This is a genomic window from Variovorax sp. HW608, from assembly GCF_900090195.1.
Lineage (GTDB): Bacteria > Pseudomonadota > Gammaproteobacteria > Burkholderiales > Burkholderiaceae_C > Variovorax.
Genome location: NZ_LT607803.1, coordinates 719,166 through 742,202 on the forward strand (window position 1 = coordinate 719,166; position 23,037 = coordinate 742,202).

Annotated in this window: 19 protein-coding genes; 9 read left to right on the forward strand and 10 right to left on the reverse strand. The window is 66.6% G+C overall.

Going from position 1 to position 23,037, the window contains the following annotated elements:
- The first annotated feature begins 22 nt into the window (after positions 1-22).
- Together VAR608DRAFT_RS03235 and VAR608DRAFT_RS03240 are read left to right on the forward strand one after the other, a co-directional pair.
- Complete coding sequence (locus VAR608DRAFT_RS03235; protein WP_088952758.1) at positions 23-919, forward strand: TauD/TfdA dioxygenase family protein; 897 nt, start codon at positions 23-25, stop codon at positions 917-919.
- Positions 920-942: 23 nt separating this feature from the next.
- Complete coding sequence (locus tag VAR608DRAFT_RS03240; RefSeq protein WP_088952759.1) at positions 943-1,995, forward strand: 3-keto-5-aminohexanoate cleavage protein; 1,053 nt, start codon at positions 943-945, stop codon at positions 1,993-1,995.
- Between the two features lie 81 nt (positions 1,996-2,076).
- On the opposite strand, the gene VAR608DRAFT_RS03245 is transcribed toward VAR608DRAFT_RS03240, so the two are convergent.
- Positions 2,077-2,454 carry a hypothetical protein gene (locus VAR608DRAFT_RS03245; protein WP_088952760.1) on the reverse strand — a complete coding sequence of 126 codons (378 nt, stop codon included), beginning with the start codon at positions 2,452-2,454 and terminating at the stop codon, positions 2,077-2,079.
- A gap of 97 nt (positions 2,455-2,551) precedes the next feature.
- Between VAR608DRAFT_RS03245 and VAR608DRAFT_RS03250 the strand changes: the two genes are divergently transcribed.
- Positions 2,552-3,703: a glucose 1-dehydrogenase gene (locus tag VAR608DRAFT_RS03250; protein WP_197700464.1), complete on the forward strand. Its 1,152-nt coding sequence runs from the start codon at positions 2,552-2,554 to the stop codon at positions 3,701-3,703.
- A gap of 130 nt (positions 3,704-3,833) precedes the next feature.
- Here VAR608DRAFT_RS03250 and VAR608DRAFT_RS03255 read toward each other — a convergent pair whose 3' ends face one another.
- Entirely contained in the window at positions 3,834-4,241 is a 408-nt protein-coding gene (locus VAR608DRAFT_RS03255; RefSeq protein WP_088952762.1) for a hypothetical protein, read from the reverse strand.
- A 235-nt stretch (positions 4,242-4,476) separates the two neighbouring features.
- Entirely contained in the window at positions 4,477-5,154 is a 678-nt protein-coding gene (locus VAR608DRAFT_RS03260; protein WP_172843795.1) for a hypothetical protein, read from the reverse strand.
- Between the two features lie 339 nt (positions 5,155-5,493).
- Here VAR608DRAFT_RS03260 and VAR608DRAFT_RS03265 point away from each other — a divergent pair, with 339 nt between their 5' ends.
- The 4 genes from VAR608DRAFT_RS03265 (at position 5,494) to VAR608DRAFT_RS03280 (ending at position 9,683) form a co-directional block, all read left to right on the forward strand.
- Positions 5,494-7,497 (forward strand): hypothetical protein, encoded by a 2,004-nt coding sequence (locus VAR608DRAFT_RS03265; RefSeq protein ID WP_088952764.1) that lies wholly within the window; start codon positions 5,494-5,496, stop codon positions 7,495-7,497.
- Positions 7,498-7,525: 28 nt separating this feature from the next.
- On the forward strand, positions 7,526-8,647 hold the full coding sequence (locus VAR608DRAFT_RS03270) for a hypothetical protein (protein ID WP_231973180.1): 1,122 nt from the start codon (positions 7,526-7,528) through the stop codon (positions 8,645-8,647).
- A 222-nt stretch (positions 8,648-8,869) separates the two neighbouring features.
- The gene (locus VAR608DRAFT_RS03275; protein ID WP_088952765.1) at positions 8,870-9,286 is read left to right on the forward strand and encodes a hypothetical protein; all 417 of its coding nucleotides are present in this window, start codon (positions 8,870-8,872) and stop codon (positions 9,284-9,286) included.
- A 64-nt stretch (positions 9,287-9,350) separates the two neighbouring features.
- Positions 9,351-9,683 carry a DUF1161 domain-containing protein gene (locus tag VAR608DRAFT_RS03280; RefSeq protein WP_231973182.1) on the forward strand — a complete coding sequence of 111 codons (333 nt, stop codon included), beginning with the start codon at positions 9,351-9,353 and terminating at the stop codon, positions 9,681-9,683.
- Between the two features lie 4 nt (positions 9,684-9,687).
- On the opposite strand, the gene VAR608DRAFT_RS03285 is transcribed toward VAR608DRAFT_RS03280, so the two are convergent.
- From VAR608DRAFT_RS03285 to VAR608DRAFT_RS03295, 3 genes are all read right to left on the reverse strand, one after another.
- On the reverse strand, positions 9,688-11,940 hold the full coding sequence (locus VAR608DRAFT_RS03285) for a xanthine dehydrogenase family protein molybdopterin-binding subunit (protein WP_088952766.1): 2,253 nt from the start codon (positions 11,938-11,940) through the stop codon (positions 9,688-9,690).
- A 14-nt stretch (positions 11,941-11,954) separates the two neighbouring features.
- Positions 11,955-12,428 (reverse strand): (2Fe-2S)-binding protein, encoded by a 474-nt coding sequence (locus VAR608DRAFT_RS03290; protein ID WP_088952767.1) that lies wholly within the window; start codon positions 12,426-12,428, stop codon positions 11,955-11,957.
- A 76-nt stretch (positions 12,429-12,504) separates the two neighbouring features.
- Entirely contained in the window at positions 12,505-13,077 is a 573-nt protein-coding gene (locus VAR608DRAFT_RS03295) for a TetR/AcrR family transcriptional regulator (protein WP_088952768.1), read from the reverse strand.
- Between the two features lie 149 nt (positions 13,078-13,226).
- Between VAR608DRAFT_RS03295 and VAR608DRAFT_RS03300 the strand changes: the two genes are divergently transcribed.
- The gene (locus VAR608DRAFT_RS03300; protein WP_088952769.1) at positions 13,227-14,930 is read left to right on the forward strand and encodes a SpoIIE family protein phosphatase; all 1,704 of its coding nucleotides are present in this window, start codon (positions 13,227-13,229) and stop codon (positions 14,928-14,930) included.
- Positions 14,927-17,404: a response regulator gene (locus VAR608DRAFT_RS03305; RefSeq protein WP_088952770.1), complete on the forward strand. Its 2,478-nt coding sequence runs from the start codon at positions 14,927-14,929 to the stop codon at positions 17,402-17,404. Before VAR608DRAFT_RS03300 ends, VAR608DRAFT_RS03305 begins: the two co-directional genes overlap by 4 nt.
- A gap of 18 nt (positions 17,405-17,422) precedes the next feature.
- Here the strand turns inward: VAR608DRAFT_RS03305 and VAR608DRAFT_RS03310 are convergent, their stop codons facing one another.
- From VAR608DRAFT_RS03310 to nirB, 4 genes are read right to left on the reverse strand one after another with little or no spacing between them, the layout of a single operon-like run.
- A complete protein-coding gene (locus tag VAR608DRAFT_RS03310; protein WP_088952771.1) occupies positions 17,423-19,159 on the reverse strand; it encodes a bifunctional protein-serine/threonine kinase/phosphatase in 1,737 nt (578 codons plus the stop codon).
- A gap of 7 nt (positions 19,160-19,166) precedes the next feature.
- Positions 19,167-19,979: a formate/nitrite transporter family protein gene (locus tag VAR608DRAFT_RS03315; RefSeq protein WP_088952772.1), complete on the reverse strand. Its 813-nt coding sequence runs from the start codon at positions 19,977-19,979 to the stop codon at positions 19,167-19,169.
- Between the two features lie 34 nt (positions 19,980-20,013).
- Entirely contained in the window at positions 20,014-20,361 is a 348-nt protein-coding gene (gene nirD / locus VAR608DRAFT_RS03320; protein ID WP_088952773.1) for a nitrite reductase small subunit NirD, read from the reverse strand.
- Between the two features lie 23 nt (positions 20,362-20,384).
- The gene (nirB, locus tag VAR608DRAFT_RS03325; protein WP_088958569.1) at positions 20,385-22,895 is read right to left on the reverse strand and encodes a nitrite reductase large subunit NirB; all 2,511 of its coding nucleotides are present in this window, start codon (positions 22,893-22,895) and stop codon (positions 20,385-20,387) included.
- Between the last annotated feature and the right edge of the window lie 142 nt (positions 22,896-23,037).

Here is a 23,037-nt window from a genome sequence, read left to right on the forward strand (position 1 = left end):
CCGAGCCACTGAGGATTGCGACATGCGAGTAGAACCACTGACGGCCAGCATCGGCGCCGAACTCATCGGCGTGAACCTGGCACATGCCGCGCATGACGACGGCCTTTTCAACGAGATGCGTTCGCTGCTGATCGAGCACAAGGTGCTGTTCCTGCGCGACCAGGACATCAGCCGGTCCGACCACGTGGCCTTTGCCCGGCGCTTCGGAGAGCTCGAGGATCACCCGGTGGCGGGGAGCCATCCGGAGCACCCGGGCCTGGTGCAGATCTACAAGAACCCAGACCAGCCACTCGACCGCTACGAGAACGCCTGGCACACCGACGCCACCTGGCGCGAGAGGCCGCCGCTGGGCTGCGTGCTGCGATGCGTGGAATGCCCGCCCGTCGGCGGCGACACCATCTGGGCGAACATGGTCCTGGCGTATGAACGTCTGCCGCAGCACGTCAAGAGCGAGATCGCCGGCCTGCGCGCGCGCCACAGCATCGAGTCCACCTTCGGCGCTGCCATGCCGATCGAAAGACGGCTGGCGCTCAAGGCCCAGTACCCGGACCCGGAGCACCCGGTGGTGCGCCTGCATCCGGAAACCGGCGAGAAGGTGCTGTTCGTCAACGCCTTCACCACGCACTTCACCAACTTCCATACGCCCGAGCGCGTGCGCTTCGGCCAGGACTACAGCCCCGGTGCGGCCGATCTCCTGCGCTACCTGATCAGCCAGGCCTTCATCCCCGAGTACCAGGTGCGCTGGCGCTGGAAGCCGAACAGCATGGCGATCTGGGACAACCGCAGCACCCAGCACTACGCAGTGATGGACTACGCCCCTTGCCACCGCAAGATGGAGCGGGCCGGCATCGTCGGCGACAAGCCCTATGGCGTGGGCGAGAAGCCTGCCCGTGTGCAAGAAGCGGCGCTCGCCGTCTGACTCAGACCATTCAGGAGAACGACATGAACTTCATCGATGGATCGCTGTTCGTCGAGAACATGCACAAGCTGGTGATCACCGCCGCGCCCTACGGGCCCGAGTGGCTGCCGTCCGATTTCCCCGAGGACATCCCGGTGTCGATGGACGCCCAGATCCAGAAGGCGGTGGACTGCTACAACGCCGGCGCCACCGTGCTGCACGTCCACGTGCGCGAAGAGGACGGCAAGGGCTCCAAGCGCCTGTCCAAGTTCAACCAGTTGCTGGCCGGCATCCGCAAGGCCTGCCCCGAGATGATCCTGCAGGTGGGAGGCTCGATCTCGTTCGCGCCGGAAAGCGAGGGCGACGCGGCCAGGTGGCTGTCCGATGACACCCGCCACATGCTGGCGGAGCTGAAGCCGACGCCCGACCAGGTGACGATTGCCATCAACACCAACCAGATGAACGTCGTCGAGCAAATGACGGCCGCGGACGTGGCCGGCACCTCGCTGGCCCAGCCCGAGATGACCAAGGCCTACCGCGAAATGACCATCCCGGCCGGTCCGGGCTGGGTCGAAGAGCACATCCGCCGGCTGACCGCCAACGGCATCCAGACCCACTTCCAGCTGGCCGGCATCTCGCAGCTGGAGACCGTCGAGCGCATGATGCGGCGCGGCGTCGCCAATGTGCCCTTGATCCTGACCTGGGTGGCCATCGGCGGCGGCTTCGAAGCGCCGAATCTGTACAACCTGGCCAATTTCGTGCGCGCCTGTCCGGACAACTCCGTTCTGACGCTCGAAACCTCCATGCGCAACGTCCTGCCGCTGAACATGATGGCCATCGCACTCGGTCTGCACGTGCGCTGCGGCATCGAGGACAACATCTGGAACCAGCGCCAGACCGCGAAGACGACCACCGTCGAGCAGATCGAGCAGTTGGTGCGCATCGCCCGGGAGTTCGGCCGCGAGGTCGCCAACGGCAAGGAGGCGCGGCAGATCTACAGGATCGGCACCTTCTACGAGAACGCCGACGAGACACTGGCCCAAAACGGCTTCGCGCCCAATCGCAAGCCGAGGCAGCCCGCAGTCGCGAGCAGATAGACGCAGGCAAGACGGCATGCTGCGACACGCAGGCCGCTCAGCGGGGCAATTCAGGCCAGCCGAGCTCTCCGGGCCGCTGGGTCACTTGGGCGGTTTCTTCGGTGACCTGCGAGCGGCCTCCAACGCCGCTGCCTTCTCGGCATGCTTCTGTGCGCGGGACATTCGCGCCTTCGGCTTCTTGACGTCGTGCGCTTCCTTCGCGGCCTTCGGCGTTTCCTTGGGCTCGGCGTGATGCGTCCGCACCAACCGGTCGATGGCCTTGGGCCTGGGTTGCAGCGCCTCTGCATGGCGCTCTTCCCGCTGCTCCTTCAGCAGCCGGCGTTCTTCGATCAGGACCAACTCGGCCTTCGACGGCTGCTGGTCCGCGCCGGGGGCGTTGCTGTGTCTCATCATGGCGCGATGAAGCGCCTGGCCGTTCCTCGAAATCCGCTTGGTCAGCGTTGCAGTACGAATCGGCATTTTTGCGGCTCCTCGTGATGGGGGCGAAGGCTACTTTAGGCAAAGCCGGCACTGAAAGCTAGGGGGCCGGGTAGTCCGACTCGATTGAGCCAGCGGCATGAACACACGCGGCTTGCCCGGGATGTTGGCGCCCAGGTACCAGGAGTTGCAGCTGAGGAACACCGTCTGCGCAGCGACCGCGTTGACATGCGCGACCCAGGCGCTTTCGGCCTCGTCGGTGGCCTCGATTCAACCTGCAAGCGGCCCGCATTTTGCGCTCGTCTCTTTCGCGCATGTGCCCCGCGATGTGACCTGTTACAGGCCCATGCCTCCAATTGAGGATGCGGGTCACGCTCGACAGCTATATTCCCTTGCATTCGACGGCTTGGTCGTCTACTCCTCTTTCGCAGCCATCACACCGAGGTGCTCCATGACACAGCGACTGCAAGGCAGGGTGGCGATCGTCACCGGCGCGGCAAGCGGCATCGGCGAGTCCATCGCGCGGCGATTCGTGGCCGACGGCGCGCAGCTCGTGGCGGCCGACATACAGGACACACGCGGCCAGGCACTCGTCTCCTCGCTCGGCGGCGAAGCTTCATTTCGCCACTGCGATGTCAGCAGCGAGTCCGACATCAGCGATCTGGTCGCGCATGCGGTCAAGCGCTTCGGCCGCGTGGATGTGATGATCAATAACGCTGGCAGCGTCGGCCCGACGGGCCCCATCGAAAGCGTCGACACCGCGGCATTCGATGCAACGCTCGGCGTCCTGTTGCGCAGCGTCTTTCTCGGCATCAAGCATGTGGCACCGATCATGAAGCGCCAGGGCAGCGGCAGCATCGTGAGCACTGCCAGCGTGGCTGGCCTGCGCACCGGCCTCGGCCCTCATACCTACAGCGCCGCCAAGGCTGCCGTGATCCACCTGACGCGCAGCGTGGCGATGGAGCTGGGAGAAAGCGGGGTGCGCGTGAACTGCATTTGCCCCGGCGCTATCGCAACGCCCATCTTCGGCAAGGCCTTCGGGCTCGACCCCGAAGCCGCTGACCGCGCGGTGCCATTGATGAAACAGGTGCTGGCTACAGCGCAGCCGCTGCGGCGAGCCGGACTTCCGGAAGACATCGCCAATGCAGCCGCCTGGTTGGCCAGCGACGAATCGAGCTTCGTCAACGGGCATGCGCTGGTCGTCGACGGCGGCGTCACAGGCGGAAGGATGTGGAGCGAGGTGCTGCAGCGCCGCGAAATGCTGCAGGTCGCGATGAACAACCTGGCATAGGGGCAGGAAGGGATCCGAGCCCGAGGAGCGCTCCATACGCAGCCTGCACGTGTCTCGAGGTCTTCGTCGACCAGGATTGCCGTGAGTTCTACCGACGGCTGAGAAGGGCGGGATTCGGATGAGGCAGGGGCTACTTGAGTTCGTGAAAGTTCGTCTCGATCCAGACCCTGCCGTCCTCATTGAGGGCAAAGGTGAGCGCCTTTTCCTTCGACAGCCGCCCGGCCCGGATGTCCTTCGAAAGCGGGTTCTCGCTTGACACGTCTTCTCGCCGACGGTTGTAGGTGTGCTCATGGCCGTCGTCGTCGAAGTAGGTGTAGGACACCGTGATGCCGTCGAGGTCTGCCAGCGGCTGGAGGAAAGCGATGAACCGCGATGCGCTGATGCCGTCGGCCTTGATGGCGTTCCAGTGCTCGAGGAGGACGGCGTTGGCCACGCCGGGCTTCGCAGCCTCGCGGACCGCGTCCACGGGCGAGGTGCTGGGCCTCGCCGGAGCCGCGGCCTCCCGCGCCTGGCCGTTCTTGCGGAAGAAGTCGGCCACGATTTCCGAGAATGATCGTGTGTCCGGCCGAACCCTCTCCCGTGCTGGAACGGCGTCCAGGCTGTGTGGCAATGTACTCATGTCCGCACTGTCCATGGCTTCCCTTTCAGGTGTTCGTTGAAAGCGCCGGCCGATCCTACTGCCGGGCGTGCGCTCATGGATGTTGCAGCGCGAGAACGCTCGTCGAAGCGTGAAGGAATTGGCTGGGTAACTCGCCATTGATCATGGCATTGCGTCATGCGCTCCCCACCAGAGCGTTGATTGCTCCACCAGCGATGCCGGTGACGATCACGACCGATATGGCCGACTGCAGCAACATGAGCATCTTGGCGGTGCGCGTCAGTGGTAGCGCGTCGGTCGGGCTGAATGCGAAGTTGGTCGTAAAGCCGATGAACAGGTAATCCGCATATTGCGGCGACCAGGAGGCATAGTGCGGCAGCGTGCTTCCGCGCTGTGGAAACAGGAATGCCCAAGGCTCGTCTTGTTGCGGGTCCTCCTCTACACCGGGAGGATCGACGATCCAGTACCAGATGGAAAAGATGAACATGTTGGAAACGCTCATCAACGCCGCGTCGATCAGAAGCGACGCGGCGGCCTGCCGCAACCCCCCGAGAACCTGCAGGAGCGAGATGACGTCCAACAGCAATGCCAGCGTGAAGTAGGCATTGGCCACGATGATCGTCCGGAACAGAGCACGCTTGCGTCCAAGCAGCCAGAGCAGCGCGAGAAAGAGCAAGAGGCCGAATCGAAGCGCAAAGAAGGCTGGCACCAACACACCAAACGCGCTCGGCTCGAGTTTGCTCAAGGGACCCTCTCCTACGCTGTAGGAAATTCCCGCCTGCAATGCGGTCACAAGGAACATGACCAGCACCACCACCGCAAGCGAGGTGCCGCGTGCGCGAAGGAATCTCATCATTGCTGCTTCAGCTGGGGCCGCGCGCTCCTGGGTCTCCGCGGTACGGCGGGGAGGCGGGCATGGCGAGGCCGATGGACAACGATCTGGCACATGGATGGACCTCGGGGTCGGCAAACCTGCTGCCTTTTAGCGCCAGTTTCGTGTCACATCAAGAGCAGCGTCGTCCACCTGCGAGCCTCGGTGCGCGATGGACGGTCGGCGCAGCGGCGCGTGCAGGGCATTGCAGTTCCAGTCTTGAAAGACACGCTCGAAAGACCTAAAACGTTGCGCGAAGAATTTCGCGGCTGCTCGCGGGTCGCACGCAGCGCGCAGCGAGATCCATACAGGAGTTGAGCGATGAGATCGAGGCTCGACGCGAAGGCACTGCCGCACCTGGTCGCGGTACTGATGGCTGCAATGCTGCCTCATGTTGCGCGGGCCTGGGTTTATCCGGAGCACCGGCAGCTTGCCCTGTCGGGCGTGCAGCGGCTGGATGGCGATCGCCGGGCGGTGTTCGATGGGCTCTGGCAGGCCGCCCGTGCGGGCGACGAGCAACGCCTGTGCGCGGCCGGGGCGGAGCTTGATCAGGGAACCACCCCCTCGTGCATCGACTGGGCGGCACTGAGTGCGATAGCGGGCGATCACTCGTGCTCGAGCCAGGAGATGTTCGAGACGGCACGCGCCTCGCCGTGGATTCTGCAGGTCGCCGACGTCGCCGCACAGCTGAGAGAAGACCTGGCGCGCATCCCGGTGACGCCGCGAGCGGAGCTCACCGGCAGGGCCGCCGAAGTCGTGGAGGAGGCGCAGCGCCGGGTCTCGAGCGAGGCCACGCGCGCCCAGCGGATCAACGCGCTTCGCACGGCCGACATCCGGCTGGAGCGCGCCGACCCCGACTATGCGACACGTGCCGGATCGAACAACGCGCATTTCCTGCTCGCGCGCCCGACCACGGCGACCGACCTGAACGAGTACGCCGCGTTGACATTGCGTGCGGGCTCGGAGATCAACGCGATCGGCGTCTATTCCTATTTCCATCTCAGCGCTTTGCAGAAGGCCAGCCGGCTGGCCGGGGAGCCGCAATTGGCGCCCGGCGAGCGGGCCGCGCTCGCCCGCGCTGCACTGGCCGACGAAGCATTCGCCCAGCACTTCCTGCAGGACGTCTTCGCGGCGGGGCATATCGCGGGCACCTGGGGCGAACCTTCCCAGCGCCAGGGGACGCATGACTACTACAACCAGAACGGTCTTGAAGTCTTCACCTGGGCCGGCGGAAGCCGGTCCGTCGTGCTGATGGGAGATGCCAACATGCGTCCCGAGGACGTCGAGGTCGTGACCGTGACGATTCGAACCAGCCTGGAACAGGTGCTGGATGTCGCGTCCGGCAGACCGGGCCGGCTGGCCTTCAGGTACACGCCGGCGGCACCCGCCGCACCGGACGGGTTCGACGTCTGCCGCAACAGCCGGCTGCCGGCGCGCGATCCGGGGCTGAACGTATTGCCCGAGCAGCGGCCCTTCTTCGAGGCGACCCTGGACAAGACGCCGGTGCCGAGCCTCGGCCCCGGGTTCGGTGCCATGCCGCGCTTTCGCAGCGAAGTAGGACCGTTCGTCGGCTTGGCCGGCTCCATTGACGGTCGTGCCGTGGACGGGGGATTTGCGGCCTCGCAGACAGGTCGGGGCGCCGTTGCCGGGCTCGACCTGTCGGTCCGCGCGGGCTTCGGACTCGATGGCGTGATGAACGAAGCGGGGGATGGCCTGGTGTATGGCTCCATCGGGTTGCGCTCCGACGCGCCCTCGACCAACCGCTTCAACGACAACTTCCCTGGCGCGCTGGCAGGAAACCTCAGCGCCGCCATTCCTGCGCGCACGGGGGTCTCCTTCCGGATTCGCGCGCCCTACTACCTGATCCCGGGCGACCTGCTGCTGCTGTCTCCGTTGTACCTGGTGGACCCTCAGGCCTACACGAAGATGGCGATCACGGCCGGCAACGGCGGCTTGCTCAGGTGGCAGTACGGATGGGCCACGCCGATCGGGCGCTTTCAGTTCGTGCTGGGGCGCGAATTGGGAGTCACGTTCTATGGCCAGCACGGCGACGATCAGCTCGTCGTCCCACGGGCCGAGCCGGCCGGGCAGGCCCGTGTCGTCGACTTCAAGTCCATCGCCTACGACATCCCGGTCTTCGAATATCGCCCCTATCGCGCCTTCTCGACCAACCAGAGCTCGTCGGTGGTGTTCCAGCTCTTCGTTGCCGCCGATGTGCCGCGAGGAGGCGTCACCGTGTTTCCCGTGGGCGCGCCCACGCCGGACCTGCGTACCGTCTGGTCCGTTGGCCTGCGCCTTGTTTTCGACTGGCGCTACTACTATTGAGCGCCGGGCCTGCACAGAGGGGCTGTCCATGATGTCGAGCCGCACCCGCGATGCACGCGCACGCCGCCTGGTGGGCAGCAACAACAGCTCGCTGGCCATCGCTGCATGCCTCCTGCTTTGCGGGTGCGCCACGAAGCCGCTCGTGCCCTATTCAACCGACACGCCTGCGCTCGCGCTGGTGCCTGCCGTGCAGGCGCAGGTGCAGGACAAGCGGGGCCGCTTCCGCGAGATCTATTGCGCCGTGCTGCAGGACCGCCAGCACGGGACCCCGGACTACCGGCCTTGCGAGGATGCCCTGACCCGGGTCGGCACCGAACCTGCAGGCACCGGCATGCCAGTGCGTCTGGGCCAGTCCGAGCGGCGCCTGCTTGCCGCAGTGGTTGCCGGCATCGGATACGAGTGCTTCGAGTCATGGCTCCAGGCGCCGGGCACCGTCACGCAGATCGTTCGCAGGTCCGGCTATGACGCGACATTCCTCAGGGTCGATGCGCTATCGAGCTCCGCCAACAATGCGCGCCAGATCCGCGACGCCATCATGGCGATGCCGCCGGAAGCCGGCCCTCCACGCCTGGTGCTGATCGGCTATTCGAAGGGCGCTCCCGACATCCTGGAGGCGGTCGTCAGCTATCCTGAAATTCGCAGCCGCGTGGCGGCCGTGGTCAGCGCCGCAGGCGCCATCGGCGGATCGCCGCTCGCCAACGAGGCGGAGCAATACCAGGCCGACCTTCTGCGGCACTTTCCGGGCGCCACCTGCGCCTCGGGCGACGGCGGTGGCGTGAACAGCCTGCGCCCCGCGGTGCGCAAGGCCTGGCTTGAGCAGCACCCGCTGCCACGCGAGCTGCGCTACTACTCGCTTGCAACATTTCCGCATCCCGATCGCATCTCGTCGATCCTCATGCCGAGCTACAACAAGCTGGCGCGCATCGATGCCCGCAACGACAGCCAGGTGATCTTCTATGACCAGCTGATTCCGGGCAGCGTCCTTCTGGGCTATGTGAATGCCGACCACTGGGCGCTTGCCGTGCCGATCGCGCGGACCCACACCACGATCGGATCCCTGTTCACGACCCAGAACGCCTATCCGCGCGAGGCGCTCATGGAAGCACTGCTGCGCTTCATCGAAGAGGATATGACAACGCCCGCGCGGTAAAAGCAGGTGCATGCGGGCGTGCTCGGCAGGCATCGCCGCCTTTGGTCGTGCACCGTACTGACGACGCTGTCGGACCTGCTCGGCACGAAGTCAATCACGGAGTGACTTGCAGCCGGTTGCTCGTGTTTACGCGATCTTTGCAATCACTCCGTGCACGCGGCTTCCGGCAAGGGCGTTTGATTGGCACGGGGCGCAATTTGCCTCGCACAGGAGATTTCAAACATGCGCTCAAATCGCTCTTCGTTGGTCAAATTGGCTGCTCTCGGCTTCGTGGCCGCGGCGGCGCTTTCCGCCGCCGTCTCGGCGAGCGCCGGAACAAGCTGGTCAGTCGGCATCTCGGCGCCAGGCGTGGCGATCGGAGTGGCCGAGCCCGCAGTTCCTGTCTATTACGAGCCGGCGCCGGTCTATTCGCGTCCGGCCCCCGTGTACTACCCACCCGCGCCGGTGTATTACCGCCCCGCGCCGCCCGTGGCCTATGTACCGGGCCGCGCCTACTACGAGCCCGGGTATCGCGCAGAGCGAGGGTTCTATCGTGCCGACTGGGACGGCGGTCGCCGTTGGGATCACCGCGATTGGGACCGTCGTGACTGGGGACATGAGCGACACGAGGGCCGCCGCGGTTGGGGCGATCGCGACTGACAAGTTCCAGGTGGCGAAAGGGTAGCGCTACACTGCCAGCGCACCCCTTCGAGGCAAGCATCCGATGCTGAAGCCATCCCTGCTCTCTGTCGTCGCATTGGCCTTCACCGGTTCCGCGAGCGCCGCCAGCAACTGCGACGACCTCCTGGCCCAGATCGACGCCAAGATTCGCGGCGCGGGCGTGATGCGCTTCACGCTCACCACCGTGCCGGCGGATGCCACGGTCAGTGGCAAGGTCGTCGGCACCTGCGAACGTGGCAGCAGGAAGATCGTCTACGAAGCGGAGGCCACCTCTGCCTCGCCCGCCTCGTCTCCCACTCCCCCGCGCAGCAACGACGGCATCCTGACCGAATGCAGGGACGGTTCGGTATCGATCGGCGGGGACTGCAGGAAGTGAGCTGTCAAGCCAGCTTGAAAGGCAGTTCGCGCACGCGTTTGCCGGTGAGGGCCGCGACCGCGTTCGCGAACGCCGGCGCGAGCGGCGGCACGCCAGGCTCTCCCATGCCGGTGGGCGCGTCAGCGCTGGGAACGATGTGCACCGCGACCTGCGGCGCGTCGGTCATGCGGGGCACGACGAAGTCGCCGAAGTTGCTTTGCTGCACGATGCCGTCCTTCAGCGTGATGGCCGCTCCGGGCAGGCACATCGACAGGCCCATGACGGCGCCGCCCTGAACCTGCGCTTCCACGCTTCGTGGATTGACCGCGAGGTTGCAGTGCACGCCCGCCGTCACGTTGTGCAGGATGGGCGTGCCGTCTTTCACCGACGCTTCGACGACATACGCGACCACCGACTGGAAAGACTCGTGCACCGCCACGCCCCAGGCCCGGCCCGCTTCGAGTTGCTTCTTGCCGTAGCCGGATTTCTCAACCGCCAGTTCCAACGCCGCCTTGTGCCGCGGGTGCTGGTCGCCGATGAGCTTCATCCGATAGGCGACCGGGTCCTGTTTGGTGGTTCGAGCGATTTCGTCGATGAGCGTTTCCATGACGAACGCGGTGTGGGTCGAACCCACGCTGCGCCACCAGAGCACGGGCACGTTCACCTTGGGGTGATGCACCGTGAGACGCATCGGAACCTCGTAGGGCTCCCTCATGCCTTCGACCGCGGTGCTGTCGATGCCATCCTTGACCATCATGGGCTCGAACATCGAACCCGTGAGCAGCGACTGGCCGACGATCACGTGGTCCCATCCGAGCACCTTGCCCTCGTCGTCGAAACCGATCTTCGCGGTGTGAAGGTGGACCGGCCGGTAATAACCGCCCTTCATGTCGTCCTCGCGGCTCCACAGCGTGCGGATCGGCGCAGCGATGCCCGCTGCCTGCGCGGCCTTGACCACGGCGCAAGCCTCGGTCACGAAGTCGCTGGTCAAGAGGCCGCGGCGGCCGAAGCCTCCGCCCGCCATCTGCACGTTCACCTTGACGTTCTGAGGCGGCACGCCCAGGGTCTTCGCGGCCGCCATGCCGTCGATGCCCGGCATCTGCGTGCCCGTCCACACTTCGGCCTTGTCGCCCGTGAGGCTGACCGTGCAGTTCAGCGGCTCCATCGGCGCGTGGGCAAGGTAGGGAAACACGAACTCCGCGCTGATGGTGTGCGGCGCGGCGGCGAGCTTCGACACATCGGCGTCGTACTTGCGTGGGCCGGGTTTCGTCGCGAGCTCGCGGTATTGCGCGAGTTGCTTGACGCTATCGACCTTCTCGACGCTGCTGGTGTCCCATTCGAGCCTGAGCGCGTCGCGGCCTTGCTTGGCGCTCCAGTAGCCATCGGCGACCACGGCCACGCCTTCGCCGCCGCGGTCCACCGGAATGCGCAGCACAGCCTTCACGCCCTTGACGGACTTGGCCGCGCTGTCGTCCACCGCCTTGAGCCCGGCGGCGAACACCGGCGGATGGGCCACCACCGCGGTCAGCATGCCCGGCAAGCGCACGTCGATGCCATAGCTCTGGTGCCCGCTGGATTTGGCCTTTGCATCGAGTCGGCCGGTGGGGTGGCCGATGAGGCGGAACTCCTTCGGATCTTTGAGCGTCACCGCCTCGGGCACCGGTTGCTTCATCGCCGCCGCGGCCAGTTCGCCGTAGGTGAGCTGCTTGCCGCCCGGACCGATGACGACGCCGTTGCGCGTCTTGAGCGAAGAAGGGTTCACTTTCCATTGCGCCGCCGCCGCGCCGACGAGCATGGCACGGGTGCGCGCACCGAGCTCGCGGTACTGCGTGTAGGAATTCTTGATGGAGCTCGATCCGCCGGTGATGTGCATGCCGAAAGCCGGATCGACATACGCCGGATCGTTGGTGCCATGAACGCTCTTGACCTTGGACCAGTCGGCGTCGAGTTCTTCGGCGAGGATCATCGGCAGCCCGGTTTGCACGCCCTGCCCGAAATCGAGCCGGTTGATGGTGACGGTGGTCGTGCCGTCACGGTCGATGCGCACGAAGGCTGTGGGCTGCTGCAGTGGCTTGAGGCCTGCAGGCTTGGCGTCCGGCGCGGTGGCGGTTTGCGCCGCTGCGGCCAGCGGGAAGACGCCGAGCGCGAAGCCGCTCACCGCCGTGAGCTTGAGAAAGCTGCGGCGTGGAAGGGCATGGGGTTGAACGGTTTCGTCCTCGCGCGTGATCAGCGAGCGCAGGTTGGCGGGCAGCTCGAAGGTGGCCTGATCGAAATTCATGTGCAGTCTCCCTTTCAGGCCAGTGCCTTGGCGGCGTCGGCCACAGCGGCGCGGATGCGCGCGTAGGTGCCGCATCGACAGATGTTGCCCGCCATGGCGGAGTCGATGTCGGCATCGCTGGGCAGCTTGCCGGGCGCGACCGATTTCAGGAAGGCCGTGGCCGACATGATCTGGCCGCTCTGGCAGTAGCCGCACTGCGCCACGTCGTGCTTGACCCAGGCGTCACGAACGGCCTTGCCGACTTTGTCGCTGCCATCGGTGACGGCTTCGATGGTCGTGATCTTCTGTCCTGCAGCGGCCGAGATCGGCGTCACGCAGGAGCGGATCGCCTGTCCGTTGAGATGCACGGTGCAGGCGCCGCACAGCGCAGCGCCGCACCCGAACTTGGTGCCCGTCATGCCGAGCGTGTCGCGCAGGGCCCAGAGAATGGGCGTGGCCGGATCGGCATCGACCTGCAGATCCTTGCCGTTGATGTTGAGGGTCGTCATCGTAGGGGTCCGTTTAGATGAACAAATATTCGGTTAAACGATAGACCTGTCCGTGCGTCCCGTCAAGCGAAGCGTCTCAGGCCTTGATGCCGTCCCAGCAGAGCCCGAAAGCGATCGCCAGATTGGCGTCGGTATGAGCGAGCGCGCCGGAGCGCAGAAGATTGGCGGTCTCGCGCACCGAGCCACCGAAGCTGTTGATCAGCAACACGGTGGGGACATCCTTCAGGATCTGCTGCGCCTTGGCGGTCTCGAACAGATCGATCCAGTCCTTGATGAGCCGGGCTGACAGATGGCGGCTTTCTTCGCTGAACCAGGGCGAGTTGTAGTACTGCTCCACGAAAACCGCCTGCGCATAGTGCGTCAGGCGATGCTCGAGCAAGTTCTTCCACATATGGCGAAAGCGGCTTCGAAACGGTGCCTTCGGGTCGTCGCCTTGCATGAGGCTGGCGGTGGTCGCCGTCTTGGCCTGCTCGTAGAGCGCGACCATCAACTCTTCCTTCGACTTGAAGTAGACGTACAGCGTGCCCGTTGCGAGGCCCGCCTCGCGCGCGATGGCGGCCATGGTCAGGCCGCTCAGGCCGGTTTGCTCGACGAGCGTGAACGTGGCCTCTGCGATGGCGCGGAGTTTTTCGTCGTCCTTGAGTCTCACGTCTACACCTGTTTCATGAAGCAGCGCTCCTGCCCGACCATACCTCAGGGAGGCTGCGTGGCGGCTCGTCCCTCCGTCAGCGACTTGCCATCGGCCCCGCCGACTCGGAGAATTCCTCCAAGCACAGCCCCTTGTGGCTCGCGGACACAATGAACCCCGACGCCGCCCCTCCCGCCGCGCTGGTCGTCGACGACGAGCCAGTGACCCGCCTGATGGTGAAGCGGGCGCTGGAGAACCTCGGCTGTACGCCGGTTCTCGAGGCAACCGACGGCATCGCGGCGCAGAAGATCCTGCGCGAGCACCCCGAAGTCGCGCTGGTTCTGACGGACATCATGATGCCCCGCATGGACGGACTGGAGTTGCTTCGCTGGGGGCGCGAGGCGGTGCCTGACGCCATGTGGATCGTGCTTTCGGGCCTCGAAACCTTCGACTCGGCAGTGACCGCGATCCGGCTGGGCGCCTTCGACTTCCTGCCCAAGTCGCCGCATTCGGAAGAGATGGGTGTCGCGGTGCGCAACGCGCTGGAGCGGCGGCAACTGCTGGCCGAACGCGAGCGGCTGCATCGCGCGCTGCAGCGCAAGGTCCGCCAGCTGGAGGAAACCTCCGAGGTGCTGCGCCGCGACCTCGAGCGGGCGGAGGTGATCCAGCGCGCCCTGCTGCCTCGCAGCCCGCCGCCGATGGAGGGCTATTGCATCCAGGCGGTCTACCGGCCGGGCCAGCATGTCGGCGGCGACCTCTACGACGTGGTGCGCCTGGGCGAGCGGCATCTGGCCTTCTATCTGGCCGATGCCACCGGGCACGGGGTGACCTCGGCGATGCTCTCGGTGCTGTTCAAGCAGCGGCTGGTGCTGGTGGACCCGGCGACGGGCCTCGCGCTGCCGCCGGCCGAGGTGCTGGCCGCGGTCAATCGCTCGATCTGCGAGGCGCACGCCGCGCCGGGACTCTTCCTGACCGCCGTCTTCGGTTTGCTGGACACCTCGGACTCGAGCCTGACGCTGGCATCGGCGGGCCATCCGCCCGTGCTGCACACGCGCGACGGCCGGGAGACGCGCCTGGTCCGCCGCACGGGCCCCGCGCTCGGGCTGACGCAGGACGCGCATTTCGGCCAGGAGCGCCTGCAGCTCCTGGCGGGCGACCGGATCCTCCTCTACACCGACGGGCTCCTGCCCTCGGGCTCGGAGCGCGAACTGGAGCTGCTGCGGCAGGTGCTCGCCAGGCCGCTCGCGAGTGCGCAGGAAGTGATGGCGGATCTGCACCGCGAAGCGCCGGCGGGCGCGGATCGGGACGACGTGACCCTGCTGCTCATCGATGCGCACGCGGGCGCCTCCTGGTTCGACAACGGCGCCGAGACGACTGCCATCCACACGCATGGCGCGCTGCGCCCCGAGGACGAAGTCGTGTTCTACGGCGAGACGGACCATGCCGCCTACCTGGCGCTGCGCGGCCGCGCCACCTGGATGCACTGCGATGCCTTCCACGAAGCGGCGCTGACCGTGCTGGACGGCGGCCGACCCCTGGTGCTGGACCTGTCCGGGTGCGAGTACATGGACAGCACCTGTCTCGGCACGGTGCACGAACTGGTCGCCCGGAGTGGTGTGTCGCTCGCGGGCGTGGGTCCGGGCGTGCGCGGCCTCTTCGAGGAACTGAGCATGCAGCAGGTGCTGGCCGCGATCCGCGAGGACCTGCCCGCCGCGCCCGAACTCCACGCCTTGGGCGCAGGAAGCGATCAGGCCGCCACGCAGAAGCGGATCCTGCAGGCGCACGAGGCGCTCTCTTCGCTCAGCGAACGCAATCGCGAAGAGTTCAAGGACGTCGTCGATTCGCTGCGCGGCGAACAGGATGGGCCAGGATGACCCCAGCCATTCGCGTATTGCATCTCGAAGACGACCCGGCCGATGCGCAGCGCATCCGCAACGGATTGGCGGCCGATGACGTGAGCTTCGAGATCGTCTGGGTCCGCACGCGCAAGGACTTCGCCTCCGCGCTGCAGCAGCAAGCCTTCGACCTGGTGCTGATCGACGATGAAGCGGGCGGTGTCGAACTGCTGCAACAGGTGCGTCAGCAGCACGCGGAGATGCCCCTGATCATGATCACCGCACACCTCCTGAGCGAGCAAGAGGCGCTGGACTGCATGAAGGCCGGCGCGACCGACTACGTGCTCAAGGATCGCTTGCAGCGGCTCGGTTTCTCGATGCGGCGAGCCTGCGCCGAACGACAGCAGCGCACGGCCCTGCGACAAGCGGAAGACGAGCTGCGCGCCCTGAACGCCGACCTGGAGGCGCGCGTGCACCAGCGCACCGCCGAACTCGAAACCGCCAATGCGTTCCTGAACTCGGTCCTCTACCACATCCCCTATCACATCATCGTCAAGAACGCCGACGACCTGAAGGTCGTGCGCGTCAACCGCAGCCTCGAGGAATTGACCGGCCGCAAGGAGGAGGAACTGCTGGGCAAGACGGTCCACGACTTCGTGAGCTCGAAGGAAGAGGCCGACTTCTTCACCGCCAAGGACAAGGAAGCCATCGCGCTGGGCCGCGAAGTGGACATTCCCGAAGAGCCCCTGCACGCACACGACGGCAGCGTGCGGGTCCTCCATGCGAAGAAGCTCCCGATCCACGACGAGTCCGGCCGGGCGCGCTACCTGCTGACCCTGTCGGAGGACGTGACGGAAAAGAAGCGGAAGGAGCGCGAGATCGAGCGGCTCAACGCGGCACTGGCGCAACGAAGCGCCGAGGTGGAGGCCGCCAACCGCGCCAAGAGCACCTTCCTGGCCACCATGAGCCACGAGATCCGGACGCCCATGAACGGCATGCTGGGCATGCTGGAGCTTCTGAGCCTGACCGAACTCGACGCCGAGCAGCGCGAGACGCTCGGGCTGGTGCGTGAATCGAGCCGGTCGCTGCTGCGCGTCATCGACGACATCCTCGACTTCTCGAAGATCGAGGCCGGCAAGCTGGAGGTGCGCCCCGAGGTCGTCTCGATCAAGCGCCTGATCGAGGAGGTGCACAGCATCTATCTCGGCAATGCCAGCAGCAAGGGACTGATCGTGCGGCGGATGGTGGATGCGCGCATCAGTCCGGCGCTCAGGGTCGATCCGGTGCGGCTGCGCCAGATCCTCAACAACTTCGTCAGCAACGCGATCAAGTTCACCTCCGAGGGCTGGATCGACATCAACGTGCAATGGCTGGGGCGTGCGGACGGACAGGAGCGCCTGCGCTTCGAAGTCAAGGACACCGGCATCGGCATCTCGCCCGAGGACCAGGAGCGGCTGTTCCAGCCGTTCACCCAGGCGGTCGGCGAAGCGGCGCGCCGGCGGCCGAGCGGCACCGGGCTGGGGCTGGTCATCTCGCGGCAACTGGCGCAGTTGATGGGCGGCTCGATCCGCCTGGAAAGCGAGCAGGGCCGAGGCACGACGCTCACCCTGGAGCTGTCACTGCCCATTGCCGAGTTGCCGCCCGGCGGTGACGACGGGACCACGGGCGCGCACGCGGTCGACACCGCCACACGCCGCACGGCGCCCAGCCCGGCCGAGGCGGAGACGGAAGGAACCCTGGTGCTGCTGGTGGATGACCACCCGGTCAACCGCATGCTGCTGATGCGCCAGGTGCGGGCCCTCGGCTATGCCGCCCAGTGCGCCGCCGACGGCGTACAAGCCCTGGAGATGTGGAAGTCGGGCCGCTTCGGACTCGTCATCACCGATTGCCACATGCCGCACATGGACGGCTACGACCTCGCGCGCAGCATCCGCAGGCTGGAACCCGGCGCGGATCGCGGCCGCGTGCCGATCATCGCCTGCACCGCGAATGCGCTGCAGGGCGAGGCCGAGTCCTGCCTCGCCGCCGGCATGGACGACTTCCTCGTCAAGCCGGTGGAACTGGCACAACTCAGCGAAAAGCTGGATCGATGGCTGCCGCTTGCAGGTGCCGGCGAGGCGCCCGCTGTGCCTGTAGACGCCAAGCGCGGCGACTCGCCCTCCTCCAGCCCGATCGACGAGGGGCTCTTGAGTGCGAAATGCGCGGGCGATGCGTCGATGGTGGCCGAGGTCATTGCGGCCTTCCGGCGGACCTGCGAGGACGACTCGACCGCGCTCAGGCAGGCGGTGAGGGCCGACGACGTGGCCCAGGTGACCCAGTTCGCCCACCGCATGGCGGGCGCCGGCAAGATGGTCGGTGCGCTCGCTTTCGCATCCGCATGCGAGGGCATCGAACGCGCCAGCCGCGCCGGCCAATGGACGGCGGTGATCGCCGGCATGTCGGCGTTCGAGCAGGAACTGGCGCGACTGGCCGCGTACTTCGAGCGCCACGCGCCGCAGCGGATGCTCTCCTGATCCGCGCGGCAGAAGATCCTAATGCCCGGCGACCCGCAATCCCGCGAGCACCACGAACGCGATGCCCAGAAGCACGGTCGTGCATTGCCAGAAGCGCACCGGGTTGCGCTCGATCAACGGAGACAGCCGGGGACGCAGAAACTCCTGCCCCGGCGTGCGCATGTCGAAGATGAACTCGGACACCACCTGCTGCCGCTTGGCCGGGTCGGGGTGCAGCGCCTTCTGCAGCACCGCATCGATCCATTCGGGAAGGTCGGGGCGCAGATGCCGCACCGGCACGTAGCGAAGCCGATGGGCGTCGGCGCGCGTGCGCACGCGTGAGACGTTGAGCCCGTACGGCAACTGCGCGGTGAGCATGCGGTAGGTGATGACCGCGAGCGAGAACAGGTCCGACCGTGCGCTGCCGCCATGCCCGAAGAAATATTCGGGCGCGGTGTACTGCAGAGTCCCTTCGATCGCGAGCGCGCGGCTCTCGCGCGCGTTGTCGGCCAGGCCCGCCACATGGGTCGTCGCGAGGTCGATGATCTTCACGGTGCCGCTGCGGTCGATCATCACGTTCTCGGGCCGGATGTCCTGGTGCAGCATCTCCTTGCCGTGCAGCGCCTGCAGGCCCTTGGCGAGCTGCTCGACGATGCCGCGCACGCTGTCGAGCGCGGGGCGCGGGTGGTCGATCATCCATTGCGCGAGCGTCTGTCCGTCGACGTACTCCATCGCCACGTAGAGGTGGCTGCGCGGCCGCTCGATCGTGCTGGCCTTCAGCACGTGGATGCTGTCGACGCGGCGCGCGACCCACTCCTCGAGGACGAAGCGGTCCAGGTAGTCCGGGTCCTCGCGCAGGTCGACCGACGGCAGCTTCAACACCACCTGCTGCCCGGTGGCTTCATCCGTGGCCAGGTGCACATGGCTGCGCGAGCTCACATGCAGCTCCCGCACCAGCGTGAAGCCCTCGAAGCGCGCGCGCTGCGCCAGCGGCGGTGCGATCGCGAGGCCTTCGCGCTGCATCTGCAGCTGCGCCACCTCGGCTTCGGGAAGCTCGTCGATGCGCAGCAGCTGCACCGTGCTGTCGTCGTCGCCGCCTTGCGTGCGGGCCAGCGCCGCGAGCATGCGGGCGGCTTCGTCGAGATCGTCGCCGCACTGCGCGAGCGCGTGGTGCACGGCAGGCGCATCGATGCAGGCGTAGGCGCCGTCGGTCGACAGCAGGTAGACCTCGCCGGCTTCGGCCTGCCAGCACCTGTAGTCGATCTCGACATGGGGAGCGGCGCCCAGCGCGCGGCCAAGGTACGACTCCACCGACGACACATGCACGCGATGGTCTTCGGTGAGCTGCTCCAGCGCATTCGGATGCAGACGGTGGATGCGTGCATCGCCCACATGCAGCAGGTGCAGGTCGCGGCCCTTGAGGATCAGCGCGCTGAAGGTGCAGACATAGCCGCTGTCCCTGTCGAAGCGCGCATCGCTGCGCATCGTCTGCGCGTGCAGCCAGGAGTTGGTGGCGCTCAGCACGCGCTGTGCCGAGCGGCGCACCGACCAGGCATCGGAGGTGGCGTAGTAGTCGTCGAGAAAGCCGCGCACCGCTGCCGCGCTGGCGATCTGGCTCACGCGGCTGGAGCCGATGCCGTCCGCCAGCGCGACCGCGATGCCCTTCGAGGACCGGAGCGTCCCCTGCGGCAGCATGGCGCCGTGGAAGTCCTGGTTGACCCCATCGCCTCCGGCCAGCGAGTGCTGGCCGAGCGTCACGCGCAGCGTCTTGGGCAAACCGCGCTCAGTTCACGACGCGCTTGGGCGCCGTCTTGTAGTGCGTCGCGTACAGGGTCGCGCCGACGAAGGTCAGGCCGCCGACCAGGTTGCCGAGCACCGTCGGGATCTCGTTCCAGATCAGGTAGTCCATCAGCGTGAACTTGCCGCCCAGCAGCAGGCCGCTGGGGAACAGGAACATGTTGACGACGGAGTGCTCGAAGCCCATGTAGAAGAAGATCATCACGGGCATCCACATGCCGATGGCCTTGCCGGACACCGTGGTGGACATCATCGCGGCGACCACGCCGCTCGACACCATCCAGTTGCACATCACGCCGCGGATGAACAGCGTCAGCATGCCGGCGGCGCCGAATGCGGCATAGCCCAGCGTGCGGCCTTCGCCGATGTGGCCGATCTTCTCGCCGACCGCATTGGGGGCCTGGCTGAAGCCGAAGGTGAAGATGATCGCCATGAACACCGCGACCGTGAGCGCACCGGCGAAGTTGCCGACGAACACCAGGCCCCAGTTGCGAAAGCACCCGCGCCAGGTGGCGCCGGGCCGCTTGTCGAGCACCGCCAGCGGCACCAGCGTGAAGACGCCGGTCAGGAGGTCGAAGCCCATCAGGTACAGCATGATGAAGCCGACCGGGAACAGCATCGCACCGACCAGCGCGTTGCCGGTGTTCACCGTCACGGTCACCGCGAAGGCCGCGGCCAGCGCCAGGATCGCACCGGCCATGTAGGCGCGGATCAGCGTGTCGCGCGTGGACATCAGCAGCTTGGATTCGCCGGCGTCGACCATCTTGGTCACGAATTCGGCGGGGGCGAGATAGGCCATGGGAATTCCTTGAAGGACTTGAAGAAGAATCGGTTCAGGCGAGCGCGACCAGCACGCGCCCCTCCTGCACGCGCACCTCGTGGGCGCGCACCGAGTGCTCGGGCGCTTCGAGGCATTCACCGCTGCGCAGGTCGAAGTGGTTCTTGTAGAGCGGCGAGGCAACGACGATGCGCTCGCCGATGCTGCCCAGGAGGCCGCGCGAAAGCACGCTCGCGCCGGCCTTCGGGTCGACGTTGTCGATGGCGTAGAAGTCCTGCTCGCGGCCGACGCGGAAGATCGCGACATGCACGCCGTCGACGAGCGCGCAGACGCCGGTGTCGGGCAGGATGTCGCCTTCGGCGCACACGGCCGTCCATTGGGAGGTTTCGGTGGTGGTGGTCATTTTTTGGATCTCCTCGTGTGGGTTCAGGCGACGGCGCGTTCTTCGGCGCGGGCGGGCCGGATCTGGCCGCGCTCCTGCACGAACACGATGTGCTCGTCCGGCTTCTCGCTGTTGACGAAGGAGCGGAAGCGCTGGCGCGTGACCGGGTCGTTCACCGCGGTCTTCCACTCGCACTGGTAGGTGTCGACCACGTGCTGCATCTGCGCTTCGAGCTCGCCACCGATGCCGAGCGTGTCCTGGATCAGCACCCCCTTCAGGTAGTCGAGGCCGCCTTCGAGACTCTCGCGCCAGGTGCTGGTGCGCTGCAGCCTGTCGGCGGTGCGCACGTAGAACATCAGGAAGCGGTCGACGAGCCGGATGAGCCCGGCCTTGTCGAGGTCGGACGCGATCAGCTCGGCGTGGCGCGGCTTCATGCCGCCGTTGCCGCACACGTAGAGGTTCCAGCCCTTGTCGGTGGCGATGATGCCGACATCCTTGCCCTGTGCCTCGGCGCATTCGCGGGTGCAACCCGAGACGCCGAACTTGATCTTGTGCGGCGCGCGCAGGCCCTTGTAGCGGTTCTCCAGCTCTACCGCGAGGCCCACGCTGTCGTCCACGCCGTAGCGACACCAGGTCGAGCCGACGCAGCTCTTCACCGTGCGCAGCGACTTGCCGTAGGCATGGCCGGATTCGAAGCCGGCTGCGATCAGCTCCTCCCAGATCAGCGGCAACTGCTCCACGCGCGCGCCGAACAGGTCGACTCTCTGGCCGCCGGTGATCTTGGTGTAGAGGCCATACTTCTTCGCCACCTGGCCGACCGCGATCAGCCCTTCGGGCGTGACTTCGCCGCCGGGCATGCGCGGCACGACCGAATAGGTTCCGTCCTTCTGGATGTTGCCGAGGAAGTAGTCGTTGCTGTCCTGCAGGCCGGCGAGGTCCTTCTTGAGCACGAACTCGTTCCAGCACGAGGCGAAGATGCTCGCGGCGGTCGGCTTGCAGATGTCGCAGCCGAGGCCCTTGCCGTGCCTGGCCAGCAAGTCGTCGAAGCTGCGGATCTCGCCCACCCGCACGAGGTGGTACAGCTCCTGGCGCGAATAGGGGAAGTGCTCGCACAAGTGGTTGTCGACCGCCAGCCCACGCCTGGCCATCTCCGCCTTCATGACCTGCCCGACCAGCGGCACGCAGCCGCCACAGGTGGCGCCCGCCTTGGTGCAGGCCTTGAGCTCCGAAGTGGTGCATGCACCTTCGCCGACCGCCGCGCAGATCTGGCCCTTGGTGACGCTGTTGCACGAGCAGATCTGCGCGCTCTCGGGCAGCGAGTCGACGCCGAGGCCGGGCTTGGCCTTGCCGTCGCTCGACGGCAGGATCAGGAACTCGGGGTCGGCCGGGAGCTGGATGCCGCCCCGCGCCATCTGCAGCAGCGTGCCGTATTCGGCCGCATCGCCGACCAGCACCGCGCCGAGCAGCTGCTTGCCGTCTTCGCTGACCACGATCTTCTTGTAGATGTTCCTGTGCTCGTTGACGTACTGGTAGGCGCGCGACTTGGGCGTCCTGCCGTGCGCGTCGCCGATGCTGGCCACGTCCACGCCCATCAGCTTGAGCTTGGTGCTCATGTCGGCGCCGGTGAAGGCGGCGTCGTCCTGGCCGGCGATGTGCTTGGCGGCCACGCGGGCCATGTCGTAGCCCGGTGCCACGAGGCCGAAGCTTTGATCGTTCCACGATGCGCATTCGCCGATGGCGTAGACGTCGCGGTCGCTGCTGCGGCAGTGGCTGTCGATCGCGACGCCGCCGCGCGGACCGACCGCCAGCACGCACTGGCGCGCGAGCTCGTCGCGCGGGCGGATGCCGGCGGAGAACACGATCATGTCGGTCTCCAGGTGCGTGCCATCCGCGAAGACCATGCGATGCCGCGCGGTCGCGCCGTCGACGATCTCGACCGTGTTGCGGCCGGTGTGCACATGCACGCCCAGCGACTCGATGCTGTTGCAGAGCGCCCGGCCGCCGCCTTCGTCGACCTGCACCGCCATGAGGCGCGGGGCGAACTCCACGACGTGGGTTGCGAGGCCCATGTCGCGCAGCGCCTTGGCGCATTCGAGGCCCAGCAGGCCGCCGCCCACGACCACGCCGCTCTTCGAGCGTGCACCGCAGGCTTTCATGGCCTCGAGGTCCTCGATGGTGCGGTAGACGAAGCAGTGCGGCCGGTCGCGGCCCGGAACCGGCGGCACGAAGGGGCTGGAGCCGGTCGCCAGCACCAGCTTGTCGTAGGCGATCACCTCGCCGTCGGCGGTGGTGACGGTGTTGTTGCGCCGCTCGATCGCCACTGCGCGGGCCGCCAGGCGCAGTGTGAAGCCGGTGCGCTCGAAGAAGCCGGGCTCGACCAGCGAGAGATCCTCGGCCGTCTTGCCGGAGAAGAACTCGGACAGGTGAACCCGGTCGTAGGCCGGGCGCGGCTCCTCGCACAGAACGGTCACCTCCGCCCCGGCGAGGCCGAGCTCGTGGAGCTGTTCGAGAAACTTGTGGCCCACCATGCCGTGGCCAATCACTGCGATTTTCATGTCGGATTCCTGCACGCGGCCGCTCTGCAGCGGGGTGCGGACCACAGGAAAGAGGCTGCCTTGGAGACAGCCGCAGTGGGCCCCCGCGCGGAACGGATGCGAATTGGGTTGGAACAGGCGAACGGGTGGCGTCGTTACCGGT